The organism is Arsukibacterium indicum, from assembly GCF_019100565.1.
In the GTDB taxonomy this organism is placed as follows: domain Bacteria; phylum Pseudomonadota; class Gammaproteobacteria; order Enterobacterales; family Alteromonadaceae; genus Alishewanella; species Alishewanella indicum.
Genome location: NZ_JAHRID010000003.1, coordinates 235,226 through 252,277, shown reverse-complemented (window position 1 = coordinate 252,277; position 17,052 = coordinate 235,226). Strand labels below are relative to the sequence as shown.

The 17,052-nt window shown below is 47.8% G+C and carries 15 protein-coding genes; 3 read left to right on the top strand and 12 right to left on the bottom strand.

All coding sequences use genetic code 11. The features are described from left to right. Positions 1–10 precede the first annotated feature (10 nt). The 5 genes from KQY15_RS08385 to KQY15_RS08365 all read right to left on the bottom strand — a co-directional run bounded on the left by KQY15_RS08385 (position 11) and on the right by KQY15_RS08365 (position 3,040). Entirely contained in the window at positions 11–265 is a 255-nt protein-coding gene (locus KQY15_RS08385; protein ID WP_217668734.1) for a TIGR03643 family protein, read from the bottom strand. Then, positions 262–969, bottom strand: coding sequence for a cupin domain-containing protein (locus KQY15_RS08380; RefSeq protein ID WP_217668733.1), 708 nt, complete (start codon positions 967–969; stop codon positions 262–264). Before KQY15_RS08380 ends, KQY15_RS08385 begins: the two co-directional genes overlap by 4 nt. Positions 970–982: 13 nt before the next feature. Next, positions 983–1,354: a VOC family protein gene (locus tag KQY15_RS08375; protein WP_217668732.1), complete on the bottom strand. Its 372-nt coding sequence runs from the start codon at positions 1,352–1,354 to the stop codon at positions 983–985. Between the two features lie 134 nt (positions 1,355–1,488). After that, entirely contained in the window at positions 1,489–2,175 is a 687-nt protein-coding gene (locus KQY15_RS08370; RefSeq protein WP_217668731.1) for a CPBP family intramembrane glutamic endopeptidase, read from the bottom strand. After that, positions 2,150–3,040, bottom strand: coding sequence for a tetratricopeptide repeat protein (locus KQY15_RS08365; RefSeq protein ID WP_217668730.1), 891 nt, complete (start codon positions 3,038–3,040; stop codon positions 2,150–2,152). Before KQY15_RS08365 ends, KQY15_RS08370 begins: the two co-directional genes overlap by 26 nt. Positions 3,041–3,397: 357 nt before the next feature. Here KQY15_RS08365 and KQY15_RS08360 point away from each other — a divergent pair, with 357 nt between their 5' ends. Then, positions 3,398–5,833 carry a sensor domain-containing protein gene (locus tag KQY15_RS08360; protein WP_217668729.1) on the top strand — a complete coding sequence of 812 codons (2,436 nt, stop codon included), beginning with the start codon at positions 3,398–3,400 and terminating at the stop codon, positions 5,831–5,833. Here the strand turns inward: KQY15_RS08360 and KQY15_RS08355 are convergent. Then, positions 5,830–6,705, bottom strand: coding sequence for a universal stress protein (locus KQY15_RS08355; protein ID WP_217668728.1), 876 nt, complete (start codon positions 6,703–6,705; stop codon positions 5,830–5,832). The genes KQY15_RS08360 and KQY15_RS08355 overlap by 4 nt on opposite strands. A 145-nt stretch (positions 6,706–6,850) precedes the next feature. Then, positions 6,851–7,408 carry an ECF-type sigma factor gene (locus KQY15_RS08350; RefSeq protein ID WP_217668727.1) on the bottom strand — a complete coding sequence of 186 codons (558 nt, stop codon included), beginning with the start codon at positions 7,406–7,408 and terminating at the stop codon, positions 6,851–6,853. A gap of 82 nt (positions 7,409–7,490) precedes the next feature. Here KQY15_RS08350 and KQY15_RS08345 point away from each other — a divergent pair, with 82 nt between their 5' ends. Beyond that, positions 7,491–9,965, top strand: coding sequence for a serine/threonine-protein kinase (locus KQY15_RS08345; RefSeq protein WP_217668726.1), 2,475 nt, complete (start codon positions 7,491–7,493; stop codon positions 9,963–9,965). A 16-nt stretch (positions 9,966–9,981) separates the two neighbouring features. On the opposite strand, the gene KQY15_RS08340 is transcribed toward KQY15_RS08345, so the two are convergent. The 5 genes from KQY15_RS08340 to KQY15_RS08320 form a co-directional block, all read right to left on the bottom strand. After that, positions 9,982–11,376 carry a sensor histidine kinase gene (locus KQY15_RS08340; protein ID WP_217668725.1) on the bottom strand — a complete coding sequence of 465 codons (1,395 nt, stop codon included), beginning with the start codon at positions 11,374–11,376 and terminating at the stop codon, positions 9,982–9,984. Continuing rightward, entirely contained in the window at positions 11,363–12,034 is a 672-nt protein-coding gene (locus KQY15_RS08335; protein WP_217668724.1) for a response regulator, read from the bottom strand. The genes KQY15_RS08340 and KQY15_RS08335 overlap by 14 nt, the downstream gene beginning before the upstream one ends. Positions 12,035–12,145: 111 nt before the next feature. Then, positions 12,146–13,783: a phosphoethanolamine transferase gene (locus tag KQY15_RS08330; RefSeq protein ID WP_217668723.1), complete on the bottom strand. Its 1,638-nt coding sequence runs from the start codon at positions 13,781–13,783 to the stop codon at positions 12,146–12,148. Positions 13,784–13,852: 69 nt separating this feature from the next. Further along, on the bottom strand, positions 13,853–14,560 hold the full coding sequence (locus KQY15_RS08325) for a phosphatase PAP2 family protein (protein ID WP_217668722.1): 708 nt from the start codon (positions 14,558–14,560) through the stop codon (positions 13,853–13,855). Further along, positions 14,554–14,913 carry a diacylglycerol kinase gene (locus tag KQY15_RS08320; protein ID WP_443627112.1) on the bottom strand — a complete coding sequence of 120 codons (360 nt, stop codon included), beginning with the start codon at positions 14,911–14,913 and terminating at the stop codon, positions 14,554–14,556. The genes KQY15_RS08325 and KQY15_RS08320 overlap by 7 nt, the downstream gene beginning before the upstream one ends. Positions 14,914–15,058: 145 nt before the next feature. Between KQY15_RS08320 and KQY15_RS08315 the strand changes: the two genes are divergently transcribed. Then, on the top strand, positions 15,059–17,008 hold the full coding sequence (locus KQY15_RS08315; protein ID WP_254795552.1) for an LTA synthase family protein: 1,950 nt from the start codon (positions 15,059–15,061) through the stop codon (positions 17,006–17,008). The last annotated feature ends 44 nt before the right edge of the window (positions 17,009–17,052 follow it).

Below are 17,052 nucleotides of genomic sequence, written 5' to 3'. Positions count from 1 at the left end.
ATGCCTTTGCTCAACGCTTATACTGAGTAGGGCAATACGCCCGGCTTATTGCCGGATTACGCAGTTTAAGATGCTTGGTGGTACGGCCGCTGACCCGGGCCCGCCATAGTCGGAAAGAACCTGGCTTTAGCTCACGCCGCATTAATTTTATTACTGCAGGTTCGCTTAAGCCATACAGCTGTTGTATCGCTTCAAACGGCGTTCTGTCTTCCCAGGCCATTTCAATAATACGTGACAGGTCCGCAGCATGTAATTCAGTGCTCATAGCGTGGTTTCCTGTGGATCTGCAATAAACTTATCGCCCAGCAAACCTGCGCCAAGATGACCGACTTTGACATAAATCAGTGCGCCTTCTGGCCCGGTAAAAGGGGTATGTTCGCTGTAACGAGGGTTACGTAGCCAGCTGCCAGCAGGGTATTCGCCGTGCTCGTCGCGAAACAGGCCTTCGAGTACCAGTATCTCTTCCCCGCCAACATGAATATGACGATTAAAGCGGGTGTTAGCCGCCCAGCGCACCAACGCGGTGCTGACGCCATTATGCTCGTGTAGCGGCATGACTGACAATCCGGGTACCAGACCCTGACGCCAGCTTAGCGCTTTGGTGTTCATTACCAGTTGCTCAGAATCGTCAGCGGCAAATTGCCACAGCTTAACCAATAAAGTACAGCCTTCGCGCGAGAAAGGTTGATGCGACGTCCCTGGAGGGTTTCTCAGATAAGTGCCTGCCGGGTAATCGCCGTGTTCATCACTGAATACGCCTTCCAGCACCAGTATTTCCTCGCCGCCCTCATGGGTATGGCTGCTATAGCCGCTACCTGCAGCATAGCGGACAATACTGGTAGCGCGGGCCACTTCGCCCCCGGCGCGGTCCAGCATCATCCGACTGACACCGGCAAGTGGCGACGCAACAAAATGATATTCCGCAGGTAATATTATGGCGCGCTGACTAAAGTCGCTGTTTAACTGCATTACCGGTTAACCCTTAACCAAAATGACAGAAGCACAGTTTATTGCCATCAATGTCTTTCACGTAAGCACCGTAAAAAGTGTTTTCAATGCGTTGGCCCGGAGCACCATCGCAGCTGGCACCTAATGCAATAGCTTTGTGGTAAAGCGCATCGACTTTTTCTTTGCTACCAGGTTGAAACGACACCATATTGCCATTACCCGGACTAGCCGGTTGTTTGTTAAAAGGCTCACATACTGCCAACATAGGTTGCGCCATGCTTTTGCCGAAAAAGGCAATACGGCCCATATCCAATAAGCTTTTGCAGCCTAATTCGCCCAGTAATTCGCCATAAAAGGCTTTGGCTGTGGTTAAGTCATTTACACCCAGGGTTACGTAACTAATCATAAATTCGTCTCTGCTAATATTGTTGTTATGCTTTGGGTATAGCTTACGTGCGGAACAAGGCGTTGGAGCTGTTATTATAAAAATATTTTAGCTGGCATTCCCCGGTGAACTACTCAACCTATTGCACATAAGGTTCATGCAAATACTGCGACCCAGGTGATTGCATTGCCCACACCATGCACTAGTGCTGGCACGGTAACGTTGCCGGTATGGTTGCGCAGCCACTGAAAAAATATACTGGCAGCAACGTAAATGCCGATTAGCAAAGCCACCACAGTATAGTGTTCTTGTTGCAGATATTGCCATAACCTTACTGAGTGCAATGGCGCTATAACAAAGGCCAATGTTGTTACAGCACCGGCAAGTGTTACTGACATAAAGCGGGTTAAGCTGCTAAATAATAACCCGCGATACAACAACTCCTGGCCAACGCCAATACAGAAGCCGGTTACAAACCAGGCCAGCCAAAGCCACAAGCCGGCAGAAAAGCTGTTTAACAATTGCTCTGCTTCAAGCAGGCTAAATAACATGGCGCTGACCAGCATGCAGCCCAGTAGCAGCTTGGTTTGGTTGCGTTGCAGCTTAAGAGTCGTTGGATAGATCAACTTTACAGCAACTAACAGGAGCATAACCAGTGCCAGTTCTGTCAGCAGACGCAGCGGTTGGCCGAAATACCAGTGCTGAGCATTCAACAGCCATGGATCCGGTTGTAACCAAAGCCTTACCGGTAATTCCATCAGCAAAAATATTAGCAGCGCGGCCGTGACAAGCAAACCGGCTTGCTCTGATGCTTGTTTAGCGTTGTAGTCGTTTGATTTCACGTTGCAGTTCCTTATCATTAGTGTCGCCAGCCTGAGTAAGATGTTGCTGCATCATGCTGTTGTTGTCATTGAGCTTGTGTAATTGCGCCAGACGAAAATGTGCCCATGCCATATCAGGTAAATTATCTGCCTTTGGTGCCTGCGCAATATAATGGTTTAGCGCCTGAATACCTTTTTCCAGCTGCTGTTCGCTAAATAGTGCGGTGCGGCCAATTTGATACCAGGCATTAAATTGGTAAATGGCTTCCTCATCGTGCGGCGCCTGAGTAGCTGCAGTAAAAGCAGTAAAAGCGTCGGTGTATTGCTTGTTCTCCTGCAAAACTAAGCCATGGCGATAATGCAATTCAGCTTGCTCTGGATATTTCTGAGCGCTTTGCGCCAGCAACTGCTGGTGTTGCTCCGTTTGCTCTGTCTGGCGGTAGTAACTAAGTTTAGCCAAAGTACCCTGCAACGCATTTAGCTGGGCTATCTGCTCTGCTTCTTGCCAGGCAAGCTGTTTATCCCCACCGGCAATGCCGGGGGCGCCAAGATAAAATGACATCAACCCTTTACGATAGGTGGTATTTTCCGGTTGTAACGCTACCGCCTGCTCTAAACAGCGTAATGACTTTTTCGCGTAGCTAAGTGCGGAGAAAATTGCGTTTTCAGCTTGTTGCCCCATAATGCGGCCACACAGAAATTGCACTTCTGCATTGTTTGGTGCTTTAGCCAGGGCTTTTTCAATATGCTTTTCAGCGGCATCAAGATCTGTCGCCATAACGGCTTTAGCTTGTTGTAATTCGGCCGGGTTTTCGGCAGCGGCAGCACCAGCAAAGCTTGCTGTTGCGGTAATTGCAAGTGCCAAAAAGATGTATGAAAGTCGCATGGTGTTTCCTCTGTGTGTTTTATTCAGCTTAACAAGCCAGTGGAAACGCGGTTAGTGTCAAAAGTCACTTTTTAAGCTATGACTTCTGGCATAGTATGGGAACTTTTTGATCCTTTCAGAAGCAGCCTGGCGGGCTGTTGCCAGTGTTTTTGGCTTTAACATTAAGTGATTTTCAGTATCCTGCTTTTAACAAGTGCTGACACCATTTTTTCAGATGCCGCTTTGGGGATACCTTTTTTAGGTATTTGTGATGGAAAAAAGTGAGTGTAGCTTCTACAGTTGTGGTAATTGTCAATGCACCACTAAATTTTGATGTCAGTTTGTAGTGTGGCTTGCCTTATAAAGGTTACTTAGAGTATGGATACGTTTGAGCTGAGTCAGTTACAGGACGCCATTGTACAATCGGCAGTTGATGCCATTATTGTGATTGATCAACAAGGACTAATCTGTTTTTTCTCACCTTCCGCAGAAAAACTATTTGGTTACAGTTCCGCAGAATGTGTCGGACAGAATGTACGCTTGCTGATGCCTGAACCTTTTCACGGCGAGCACGACAGCTATCTTAAGAATTATATTAAGGATAAAAAGCCGGCAAAAATTATTGGCATTGGCCGTGATGTGCAGGGTAAACGCAAGGATGGGTCTATATTTCCGATGCACTTGTCTGTTGGCGAGTCAAAAACCAATGGTAAAAGCTATTTTGTCGGTATTTGCCATGACCTGACCGCCTACCAGGCCAGTGTCAAAGCGCATTTAAAGGTATTGTCGGTACAGGATGCGCTGCTGGAGGCCGCCGTTGATGGCATTATTTCAATTGATGAGTTTGGCATAGTGCAAAGCTTTAACCGCGGCGCAGAACAGTTGTTTGGTTATAAAAAACAAGAAGTGATCGGCCAGAATGTCAGCATGCTGATGACACAACAACACGCAGGCCAGCACGATAGTTTTATTGATAATTACAAAGTCAGCGGTAAAGCAAAAATTATTGGTATTGGCCGCGATGTGCAGGCACAGCGCAAAGATGGCACGGTATTTCCTATGCATTTGTCGGTAGGTGAATCAGTTACCGAGCAGGGGCGGGTTTTTGTTGGGGTATGCCATGATCTGTCAGAATTTAAAGCGGTATTGCAGCGACTGATAACGGCAGAACAGCGCTATCGCGATATTGTCCAAAACCAGAAAGAATTTATTTGCCGGTTAAGTAAAAACTCACGGCTTACTTTTGTGAACAATGCCTTTAGCCGGCAATTGAACCAGCAATTGTTTCAGATGCTGGGTATCTCCATTTTTGAGTTTATTCATGCTGATGAAAGACATCACGTTGAGGCGTTACTGGCGCAATTGCGGCAAGGCGGGCAGCAACAAACTGTCTCACTATCGGTGCGAATGCTTGGCGCTGAAAGCACAGTGCACTGGGTTGACTGGACCTTCAGCAGTCTGGCCGGTCAGTCTGACTCCGGCGATGAGATCCAGGGAGTGGGTATCGATATTACCGAGCAGGTAAAAGCAAAAAATCATGCTAAATTTCTGACCAGCTTTGACGCACTAACGGGCTTGCTGAATAAAGAGGGCTTAATGGAGCAGTTCAGCCGACGGTCTGATCCCAATAAGCTTTGTGCGGTGTTGTTTATCGATTGCCATCGGTTCAGGTTGATCAATGAAAAATACGGCTATGAATGCGGCGATTTAATGCTTATTGAAGCGGCCCACCGGCTGAAAAATCTATTACCCGATGGCGCCCTGGCCTGCCGGCCTGGCGCAGACGATTTTATTGTGTGGCTGCCGTTAACAGAACGTAGCGATTTACTGCCCTTTGTGTACCAGTTGATTGAACAATGTACCGAGCCTTACTGGCTGGCCCAGGAAAAAATAGCGCCATCAATCTGTGTCGGTATCAGTATCTGTCCGGATGATTCGAGTCAGTTTCCGGCGTTGATCCAGCAGGCTGAATCTGCAATGTTTGATGCCAAACAGCAGGGTTTGCCGTTGCGGATGTATCACGAAGATATTCACAGCGCACTGACCCGCAGACTGGAAATTGAACAGGGTTTAAGGCGAGCACTGGAACACAATTTACTGAATGTGGTGATGCAACCCAAGTACAGTTTACACAGCGGTGAAACCTCTGGTTACGAAGCGTTAGTGCGCTGGCATGACGCTAACCTGGGTACTGTGGCACCTGATGTATTTGTGGCAGTAGCAGAAGCGGTAAATCTGGGAAAACAACTGGACCGCTGGGTTATTGATACCGTGTTGCAGCAGCTAAGCTTGTGGCAACAAGCCGGGTTACAACCACAACCTGTTGCAGTAAATATTACCAGCAAGCATTTTTCGGATCCGCAGCTTTACCATCACATTATGGCAAAACTGCAGCAGTTGCAGCTGGTTCCTTCGAGCTTACAATTGGAAATTACCGAAGGGGTGGCAATGGATAAATCGCCAACCACTTTGGAAAACCTGAACGCGTTTCGCAGCGCCGGAATTAAAATTGCTATTGATGATTTTGGTACAGGCTACTCTTCGTTATCGTATCTGACGTCGTTACCAATTGATTTTATAAAAATTGATAAAACTTTCGTGCAGGCGCTGGAAAGTGATCAAAATCTTAGTCTGGTTAAAGCCATGCTCGCTATGGCCAAAGCAATTAAGGTACCGGTGATCGCTGAGGGGGTTGAAACCGAGACTCAGCAACAACTGCTGGCGTCGCTCGGCTGCGAATTTGGCCAGGGTTATCATTATGCTAAACCCACAGCCGTGGCAGAAATAGAGCAACAGTTATCGGCGGGTTGTTAATCTGCCTGCTTTATTATCAACACATCACAAGGTGTATGCCGGCTTAGATACTGGGCAGTATTACCAAACAACACCGAACTGAACTCATGCTGATGGGCATTACCAATAATCGCCAACTGGCACTGGTAGTTCAGTACGGCTTTTGGTACCTCATCATCGGGCAAACCTTCACTTAGGTGAATAATGTCAGCGGGCAAGTGGTGAGCTTCAATATAGGGTTTTAGTTTGAGGGTGTGCTGTAGCTGAATGTCAGGCAGCGGGGCAAAGCCAAGGTTGCTGTCATAGGGCAGGCTCATACTGTAATCGTCAGCCTGATAACAGTTTAGTACATGCAGCTGTTGGGTGCTCTGCTGCACTATTTGTTCGCCAATGGTCAGAATGTCGTGGTTCAGGCTATGTTGCTGCTCACTGTTATTCCCCAAATCAAGGCAAGCGAGAATGCTCAGTTCAGTATTATTGCCGGCCTGTTTGACTAACCATACCGGCAAGGTGCAGTCGCTGATAAAGTAATGTTCAAGGTCGGGTATTAACCACGACAATAAACTACGTTTATGCTGCAGCCTTTTAATAATTAAACTGATATCACCGTCAGCCAGAAGCTGCTCAATTTTCTTCCTGGCGGGTTGTTGCCAGCAAATTTCAATTACCGGCTCTGCTACTAACCCCATGGCTTGCAAAGTCTGCTGCAGCTGTTGCTGATACTTTGCTGCTTGCTGGCAAACATCGGCCTGTGATCGGCTTTGATACAATGAACAAAACAAGGTGACCTTGCTGCGATACTGATGGGCCAGCATTAATGCTTTGCTGAGCACCAGCTCGTCATCGTGCTGGTTTTCTAATACCACCAGTAAATGTTGAAATACCTTTTTCATAGCGTTATCCGGCTTATCTGTGCGTTATTGCCACAATGGCAAGGCGTCAGCCATACCGCTTAACTGGGCTGTTAACCTAGTAAGCGGATTGCGTTTATGAAAAAGACAAAAAATAGAAAAAAATTAAAAAAGGTGGCAAACAGCCCTAAATAGCCTGGTGAATAAAGGCTTTCGCCAGCTTACTGCTGCGTTCAATGGTTTTGCCTGATACGCCATACAGCTCGCCAATTTGCGCCGGGCTCAGGCCGGCAAAAAACTGCAAATCAAGAATTTCAGCTTTTTGCTGATCAAATTTCGCCAGGGCCTGCATAGCATTGTGCAGGCCAATAATGCTGTTGGTGTCATCTACCGCAAGCGCATGATCGCTCAGGGTTATTTGTAACAGGCCATCGCCACGCTTAGCTGCGTTGCGCGCCCGTGCGTGATCAACCAGGATGCGGCGCATGATACTGCCAGCCAACCTGAAAAAATGCAGCCTGTCCTGATAATCGACGTCTGCCTGCATCAGGCTGATAAATGCCTCGTTTACCAGTGCGGTGGGCTGCAAAGTATGGCCAGGGCGTTCCTGGCGCATATATGTTGCCGCCAACTGATGCAATTTTTGCTGTACAAGCTTGCTTAGCTCATGCTCTGCCTGCAAGTCACCTTCCCGCCACTGGCCCAGCAGGCTGGTAATGTTGGCATGTTCCTCAACGATAGACATAAGCATTTTTTCTACTAGGCTGTTATTGAGTTACCAGTATAGACAGTGTTTCACTAATTTAGGAAATACAAGGCAAAAGCTAATGGATAAAAAGTTGTGGCTGCAGATCGAACCGTTATTTTATCAGGCTATTGCCTTGCCAGAGGCTGATCGGGACAACTTCATTAAGCAAGTTAGCGCTGACAACCCTGAACTTTACGCTGCACTGCAGCAATTGCTTGCCAGTGACGGCCATACGTTACAGATGCAGGATATGCTGGCTTCAGAGGCAGCGTCGCTGTTGGCCCATGCGCAGGATTTGAGCGGCGAGATGCTGGGACCTTACAAACTGTTACGCCAGCTTGGCCGGGGCGGCATGGGCACCGTGTATCTGGCTGAGCGGGCTGACAAACAATTCGAAAAACAGGTTGCCATTAAGCTGATAAGTACCACCCTGATAAACCCGCTTTTGCTGCATGCTTTTAAAACTGAGCGCCAGATCCTGGCAGATCTGGAACATGCTGCGATTTCGCGCCTGCTGGATGGCGGTACAACCGCAGCCGGCATGCCTTATCTGGTAATGGAATATGTTAAAGGCGAGCCGGTTGATCAGTATTGCCATACGCGTAAGTTAGCGCTGACCGCGCGCTTACAATTGTTTGTAAAAGTGCTGGCTGCGGTGGCGTTTGCCCATCAGAAAATGGTGGTGCACTGTGATATTAAGCCCTCAAATATTTTAGTCAGTCAGCAGGGCGAACCCAAGTTACTCGACTTTGGTATTGCTCATTTGTTAACCCGTACTACCAGTAACGATGCCGCAACAGCTAGCAGGCAACTGGGTTTAACCCTCAGCTACGCCAGCCCCGAGCAACAGCAAGGTAAAGCGCTGTCTACCCTGAGTGATGTTTATTCTTTGGGCCAGGTTCTTCAGTTATTAGTCAGTGATTACTCAGCGCCGGATATCAGCTGGATTTTAAAGCGGGCACTGCAGCAGAAACCGGCGGACAGGTACCAATCTGTTACCGCATTCAGTGATGATATAAAACGTTTTCTGGGCAAGCACCCTGTTTTGGCGCGGCCCTCAACATGCTGGTATCGTGGCGCTACCTTTGTCAGGCGCAATACCGCCAGCAGCGTGCTGGCGGCTGTTATGTTGTGCGGTATCACTGCTTTTAGCGTGGCATTCTGGCAACAGGCGCAGCTGGTTAAACAAGAGCGGGACATTGCCAGGTTGCAGCGGGATAAAGCGCTGGCCATTACTGAATTTGTCACCGACATGCTGGGCAAAGCCGACCCCCATGAAGCGCAAGGCGCCGAACCAAAGGTGCGGGACGTATTGGACGAGGCCAGCAGCAAGCTGGCAGAGCAACGTGACCATGCGCTGAGTCAGCAACCAGAAGTGGCTGCAGCGGTTCACCGGATCATAGGCCGTACTTATTATTCGCTTGGTTTGTTACCCGCAGCACAACAGCATATTGAACAAGCCAGGGAACTGGCTTTGCAACATAACTTTGCTGAGACCGAGTTATACTGGCAGATACTAATGACGCTGGCCGACATCTATCAGGATCAATATAAAACAGCAGCTGTGCTGGAACTTCGTCGCCAGAGCCTGCAACTGGCTACGCAACTATTTGGTCCAGAGCATAAGCTTACGTTGGGGTCGGCGAGTAGCCTGGCCAGTGCGTATCATACTAATGGCGATTTAGTAAAAGCTGAGAAAATGTGGCTGCGTTTATATCAGGACAGGTTGCGGCTGTTGGGAGAGCAGCATCCTGATATTGTGCACTCACTGGTGCAGCTGGGGATTATTTACCATTGGTTGGGGCAATACGCTCAGGCGGAGCAATACTACCTGCAGTGTCTGAACAAAGCACAGCAGCTTTTTGGCTCCAGGCATCCTACCACACTGCAATGCATGAGCACGCTGGGTTCACTATATGAAGTAACCGGACAGTATGAAAAAGCCGAACCGCTTATTTTGCAACATATTACGCTTGCTGAGCAGGTATTGGGGCCGATGCATCCGGATACCCTGCGCTCAGCACACAATCTGGCAGATACCTATCGTGGTTTAGGGCGTTATACCGAAGCTGAAACCCTATTTCGGCAAGTACTGGTCAATCGCACTGAGGTGCTCGGCAGTGACAATATTGAAACCCTGCAAAGCCAGATGAAACTGGCGCGACTGTTGCGGTTGCAGCGTCAGTTTACCGAGGCCGAACTGCTGGTATTGGATGCTTACCATAAACAACAAACGCAATTAGGCAAGGCACATCCTACAACACTGATAACGGCCCAAGTTCTGGCTGATACCTATCTGGCCCAGCAAAAAGCGGCTGAGGCGCTGCAGTTATATCAGCAGATTATTGTGTTGCGAGGAGATGAAAACCTTGAACATCCTGATGTAATTGATACCTGGGCCGGGTTGGCCAGAGTGTATTTGCTGCTTGGTGAACCGCAACAGGCTGCTGAGGCGCTGCAACGGGCAGATAGCATTATTGCCCTGCATCCGCAGAAACAAAGCATTAATTTTCAGCAGGCTACACTGGCCTTGCAACAACACCCTGTAAATTAAGCACTACTTAACATAGCTAAACGTCCGAAACTGCTGGCAATTGCAGCACAACATCCAGCCCGTTACGATTATTTACAGCAAAGCTGATACTGCCGTGATGCAGAACAACGATGTGTTTAACGATAGATAACCCCAGGCCAGCGCCATCCTGCTGCTGATGTTGTTGATGCCGGTAAAAGCGGTCGCCCAGCCTGCTGGTTTCAGTATCTACGGTACCACTGTTGCTGATGCATATCCGAATAGTCTGCTGGTCTGTGAAGCCCGTGTGTACCTCAACAGTGCCGTCAGCGGGTGAGTATTTGGCGGCGTTATCCAGCAAATTACGCATGACACTTTGCAATAGTGCGTTGTCGCCATGCAACTGACAGTTGTCATCTAACTGTAGCTGCCAGCTGACCTTATCCAGCAGCAGAGGCGGTAATTGCGCCAGACATTGATGCAGTAAAGGTGTTAATGCTACCTGGTTAAAACTGACTGCTTCAAGGTGATCCAGCCGGGCAATAGACAGTAACTGATTGACCAGATGCGACATCCGTTTGCTGCCTTCAACAATGGCATCGGCTGCTTCTGTGATTTCAACCGGATCAGTAGCACTGCTAAGGTTTTGAGCATGAAGTTGCAGAATACTTAAAGGGGTTCGCAGCTCATGCGAGGCATCAGAGATAAACCGTTTTTCCTGCTCTAAATAGCTGCGGATCCGCAGCAACAAGCTGTTAATTGCTTCCTGAACAGGTTGCAGCTCGTCAGGCAATGCTAGTTTTATTTCATGCAGTTGTTCTGGTGTTTTATTAGCAACCTGTTGCTGTAGCAATTGTAGTGGACGCAATACCAGCTTAATAACAACATAAATTAGCAGGCTGAGCGGCAGCATCATAAACAGAATGGGCCGCACTTGCGCCCGAGCAATGTGTGCACCGAGCTCTTCGCGGATATCTTCGCGTTGTGCTGTGAATACCCATAAATTGTGGTTGGGCACAAAGTAACTGAATGTTATCCATAAGCTCCCATGTTCAGTTATTTCATGGTAACCCGCTTCACGGATGGGGGTCGGGAACTGCAGCGCGTTTTCCGACAACATAACAAGTTTGTCGCCCTGCTGAGCCTGAAAGGCAATTTTGCCTTCATATTTATGACCATCGAGCAACCGCTCCTGCTGGACAGTGAGTGATTCGCCCATGTCGGTAATGTGTGGCACGGCTACTACAACTGGCTGCCCGATATTGTCTGACAACGTGCGGCTGGTTAGCAGTAAACTTATTAATTTGGCACTTCGCGCCAGTTCTGCGTCGTAAATTTCGTCCAGCTCATGCAACGCATCGTTATAGGCAATCCAGGCGTTCAGGCTCAGGGTACCCAGCATCAGCAGGTTAATCCCCAACAACAGATAAAACTTTATACTATTGATGGTCATACTGACTTACCAGCATATAGCCCACACCACGTACAGTTTTAATCAGGTCAGGGCTAAGTTTTTTGCGTAAATTATGAATATGTACTTCAATCGCATTGCTTTCCGTTTCGCCATCCCAACCGTAGCTGAGTTCTTCCAGCTGCTGACGCGACAATATTCTGTCGGGTTTTGACATAAACTCCTGTAACAGCATAAATTCGCGTCGGGTCAGGGTAACAATTTGCTGCTGGAACTGACATTGATGATTTTGCAAATTCAGGCTGATACCAGCCAGCTGCAAGGTGTCATCTGTGCGTTGCAGCTGGCGGCGGCACAATACTCTGATCCGTGCTTCCAGTTCCAGTACGTCGATGGGTTTAACCAGATAATCATCTGCGCCACTGTTCAGAGCGGTTAGTTTAGTATCCAGCTGGCTTTGCGCGGTCAGCACCAGTATTGGCATGGTTACCCTGCTTTGGCGTAACTGGCGGATAATATCCAGCGCAAAGCCATCCGGTAAACCTAAATCGAGAATCATCAGCGCGAAATCACTGTCTTGCGCTGCCAGAAGCGCCTGCTTGCCAGTGGTGCAATGTTCGGGCTGGTAACCCATCCGTTTTAGCCGGGTAATCATACCTCTAGCTAGCAATTCATCATCTTCTACCAGTAAAATGCGCATCTAAAAAATCCAGTGTGGCGTGCCGCAGGGCGGTTTATCTGATGATAATACAACAATATGTTAAATAAACCTGCCGGGCGTTGCCTTGTTGCTAATATAATCGTATTGCTACTATGTCAGAGTACAGGGGCGGATAAAATCTAATTGTACATCTTTACTGCTGCTGGTTACCTCAAACAGTGACAGTATGGAGTTAAAAACATAGTCGTGAGACAAGTCCTTTTGTTGACTGATACAGTCGGTATCTAAGGCCAGACGCTGGGTAAAGTTAGTGGATAGCCACAACAACATTGGCACCTTTGTTTGCGCTTCCGGCGCCATCCAGAAAGGTAAACCGTGTAAATAAACACCATTTTCTCCCAAAGACTCACCGTGATCTGACACATACAACATTGCCGTGTCAAACTCTGCAGACAAGCCTTCCAGCACTGCTATGGTGTTACTTAGCAGCTCATCAGTAGCAACAATGGCATTGTCATACGCATTGATAATATGTTGCGGTTGACACTCACTAAGCAAGTTACTTTCACACTCGGGCAGGAAGTGTTTGTGTTGTATTTCGCTACGCTTGTAGTATTCCGGGCCATGATTGCCTTGCTGGTGCAACACGATAAAAATAGGTTGATTATCGTTTTTTATCTGTGCTATTTCCTGCGATAAATTATGCAGTAACGCTATATCCGGACAAGCACCTTCTTCGCAGTCAAAGGTGCTGTTACCAGCAAAGCTATGATCAATAACCACTCTGTCGCACATGGTTTTACAACCGGAGTTGTTGTTTCGCCAGATCACCTTTATACCGGCACGTTTTAATACATCCAGCACATTGTCTGAATGCTTTGCCATCGTGTCATTGTAGTGGGCTTTATCCAGATAGCTAAACAAGCAGGGTACTGACACCGCGGTCGCGGTGCCACAGGCATCGATAGCACCAAAGTTAATCAGTTCGCGCTGCGCCAGCAGCGGGGTGGTATTGCGCAGGTAGCCGTTAATGCCCAGATGATCAGCTCGCACGGTTTCACCCAGCACCATGATCACCAGCTTCGGTTTATTTGCCTGCTTAATGATTCGGGCATCCACTGCATATTCACTAAACGTCGTCGGATGACCATCAGCAATTTTACTTTGTAAAACGCCGAATGCTGCGGCAAGGGCATTCAGTGGGACAGCCTGATGTTTAAGATAACGATGCTGGCGAAACACGCCGGCAAAGTTTTGGTACTGTGATGCAGCCAGCCCTGAGAGTAACGCAACGACAATAAAAAGTAGCGCGCTGTAGCGTTTAACGCTGCTGCGAAGTTTGCGACGCTGCGGTTTTACCCAAAAAAGAAAAGATAGGGGCAATAGCAGATAAACGACAAAATAAGGCAACATGGCACTGCTTAATAAACCGGTCATTTCATGGCTGTCTGTTTCCAGCGCGTTAATCAGCATGCTTTTGTCCAGCAGTACACCGTACTGTTGCATAAAGTACTGGCTGACGGCGGCGAGAATAATCAAGGTACTTAACCAGACTTTTTGGAATTTTCCCATGCTAAATATCTGACAAATAAAAATATTAATTAACAGCAATAATGCCATTAGCGGTAACGTTAACAGCCAGCCACCTAATGGTAAAATGCTCTTTATAAAGCTTTGGTTAAACATCAGCGTAAGCAGTATTGCAGCGCTAATGCTAAGCAGTTCGCGCGATATTTCAGGTTGCATTGCCCTTAATCGCACAGGTGAGATGGAAACGTCCAGATGCATAAGGTTACCGCTTTATTGCTACATTATGCAGACAGTGTGTGCTTGTCTGCTTAAGGAATACTTAACGGTTTAAAGCTTTTTTGACACTGTTTTACTGCTGTCCGGTGCAAATAACATAAAGCAGAATTTTGCCGATAAGAAACACAGTGCCAATGTGGTTAAATCATGTGATAAAAAATGAGCTCCCCGCAACTGCTGAGCCAGGCCCAGGACCACACCCAATATCAGGCCGGTCGCTAAACCGATAAATTGCCACTGAGGTTTTACTTTTTTGAAAAAATAAAAGAGTGCCAGCCAGGCATAGCCGACACTGGCGTGACCTGCGGGAAAACATTGGTTATAAGGTAAGTACGATGGCCGGTTTTGCAATAAGTGAAAATAAGGTTCAGCACCACCAAACATGGCCAGGTCCCACGGACAGGCAATATTGGTAATTGCTTTTAAGTAAGCGACCAGAACAAAAGAAACGGTTAAAGACAGGCTTAAGGCCGCAAAGCTGTCGGCCAGCAACTTATGACTGCTACGTTTGAGGTTAAAGTAACCTGTAAGCAACAGTACCAGTGCGCAGGCAACATAATTCACTATGCGGGCGTCTTTATGCAGAATTTTTTCGGTAAACCAATGTTGTTGTAATGACCACTGGTATCCCTCTAAGGCATAAAATTTACTGGCGAGCCAGATGTCGCCGCCACCAGTATCTAAAATTAGCAGGGCCATGAGGTATACCAGTAAAAACAGGTATACCGTTCTGTCACTGATGTAGGCTTTTATTACCATAGAATCATCAGCCAGATAGCACCGGCGCCAAACAGCGTGATCAGCACCGCGGCTGATGCCAGATCTTTGGCTTTACCACTGAGTTCATGATAATCGTCACCGATGCGATCAACGACAGTTTCAACTGCGGTATTCAGCAGCTCGACAATAAGCACCAGTAGCGTACTGAGTAACAGCATGCTGCGTTCAGCCGCACTGATATCAAGCCAAAAGATAACGGGTAGCAATAGCGCTAATGCCGCAATTTCCTGGCGTAGCGCTGCCTCAGACTTTAACCCGGCCATCAATCCCTGCCACGAATACTTGCTGGCATGAAACAGTCTGTTTAGCCCTTTGGCTTCAGATTTCATTATTTTCTCCACGCTGAATCAACCGCACTTTTATTACACTTCTACCGCACTTTTATACAACTAGTATCGCTGTTGTATCTTAAGAACAGCTTAAGCTTAGTGCTTTAGCGTCAGGCAACCTTAAGCTGTGAAGTGATTATGACCGGCAATGAAAAAAGATTTACGCTCTGTATCAGGCCCTTATTATCTGCTGGCGGTAATGGCATTACTGGTATTGCTTCTATTATCAGTAAGCCGTATTGGCTTGTTTGTCTGGCAATATGACCGGATTAGCGCCGTAGCATCAGTGTGGCCCCTCCTAATACAAGGGGTGCGGGCTGATTTGATACTGGCTGGTCTGTGGATGGTCTTACCCATACTGCTGGCGCCGTTTCTGGCTGGCCGCAGAGGGTTGAATGCCTGGCGTTGGTTTTGCTATGGTTGGGCCATGTTGGGTCTGACGTTATTTATCTTTGTAGAGCTCTCTACCCCGCAGTTTATTCTGCAATACGATATCCGGCCAAACCGTCTCTATGTGGAATATCTGAAGTATCCGCAAGAAGTCTTCAGTACCTTATGGCAGGGCTTCAGAGCGATGTTACTTGGTGGCATTTCGCTTACATTACTGCTTATTTGGGGCGCTAATAAAATACTGCAACGCGCCCGTCTTCGCACCGAACCCTATCAGACGAAAACCTTCTGGCTAACCTGGCCTGTGCTGCTACTGGTGGTATTTGCCATGATCCGCTCTACCACTGAGCATCGTCCTGCTAACCCGGCATTTTTTGCGGTTACCAGTGATGCTCTGGTTAATTCATTGGTAATCAACTCGCCTTATTCAGTGCTGTATGCACTGTATAGTCTGAAACACGAAGCGCACTCCAGCGAGATTTACGGCAAGCTGCCTGATACTGAAATGCTGGCGCTGGCTCTGGATTGGCCATGGTTAAAACAGACCGCGTTTTCTAATCCGGGTTTACCCACTGTGCATTACAGTCAAGCAAGTGTGCAGCGTGCCAAACCGTTGAACCTGGTCATCATTCTTGAAGAAAGCCTTGGTGCAACCTTTGTTGAATCGCTCGGTGGTGTCGCTGTCACCCCTGAGTTGGAGAAGCTGAAGTATGACGGCTGGTGGTTTGAGCAAATGTATGCAACCGGTACCCGCTCGGTGCGCGGTATAGAAGCGGTGGTGTCAGGCTTTATGCCAACGCCGGCCCAAAGCGTGGTTAAGTTGTCGTTAGCTCAGCAAAATTTTTATACGCTGGGTAGCACGCTGTCGCAACAAGGCTATAACACCAGCTTTATTTATGGTGGCGAAGCGCATTTTGACAATATGCGCAGTTTTTTTACCGGCAATGGCATTAAGCAGGTGATTGATTTGCCCCAAATGGACAATCCGGTTTTTGTTGGTAGCTGGGGCGCCAGCGATGAAGATTTATTTACCGCTGCGGCCAAACATCTGGACGAGATGCATCAGCAACAACGACCCTTTTTCAGCCTGGTGTTTAGCTCGTCCAATCATACGCCGTTTGAGTTCCCGGATGAGCGTATCGATTTGCATGAACAGCCAAAACAAACCGTAAATAATGCGGTTAAGTATGCTGATTATGCCTTAGGACAGTTTATTGCTCATGCGAGGCTACAGCCTTATTGGCAGAACACGCTGTTTCTGATTGTGGCCGATCACGACAACCGGGTGTATGGCAGCAATCTGGTGCCGGTAGAGAAGTTTCATATTCCGGCATTGATCTTGGGCGCGGATCTGCAGCCAAATCGTATTACACCGGTTGCCAGCCAGATTGACCTGGCTCCTACCCTGTTGTCTTTAATGGGGATCAATGGTCAGACGCCACTCATTGGCCGTGACTTTAGTCGTGATGACACCAGTGCTGGTCGGGCGCTGATGCAGTTTGACCAGTATTTTGCATTAATGGAACAACAGCAACTGACAATTTTACGACCACAGCAGAGTGCAGTAAGTGGTGTGTATGATCCTGCCAGTAAACAATTGCTCCTCTCAGACAAAGTACCCTCTGCAGCACAGACAAAACGCGCGTTGGCACAGGTGCTGTTGCCCTCTTATCTGTATCGGCAGCAACAATATCATTTAGCTAATTAACCATTACCTAAAGCAATCAGGATAGTTTAAGGTTAATAGCCAGA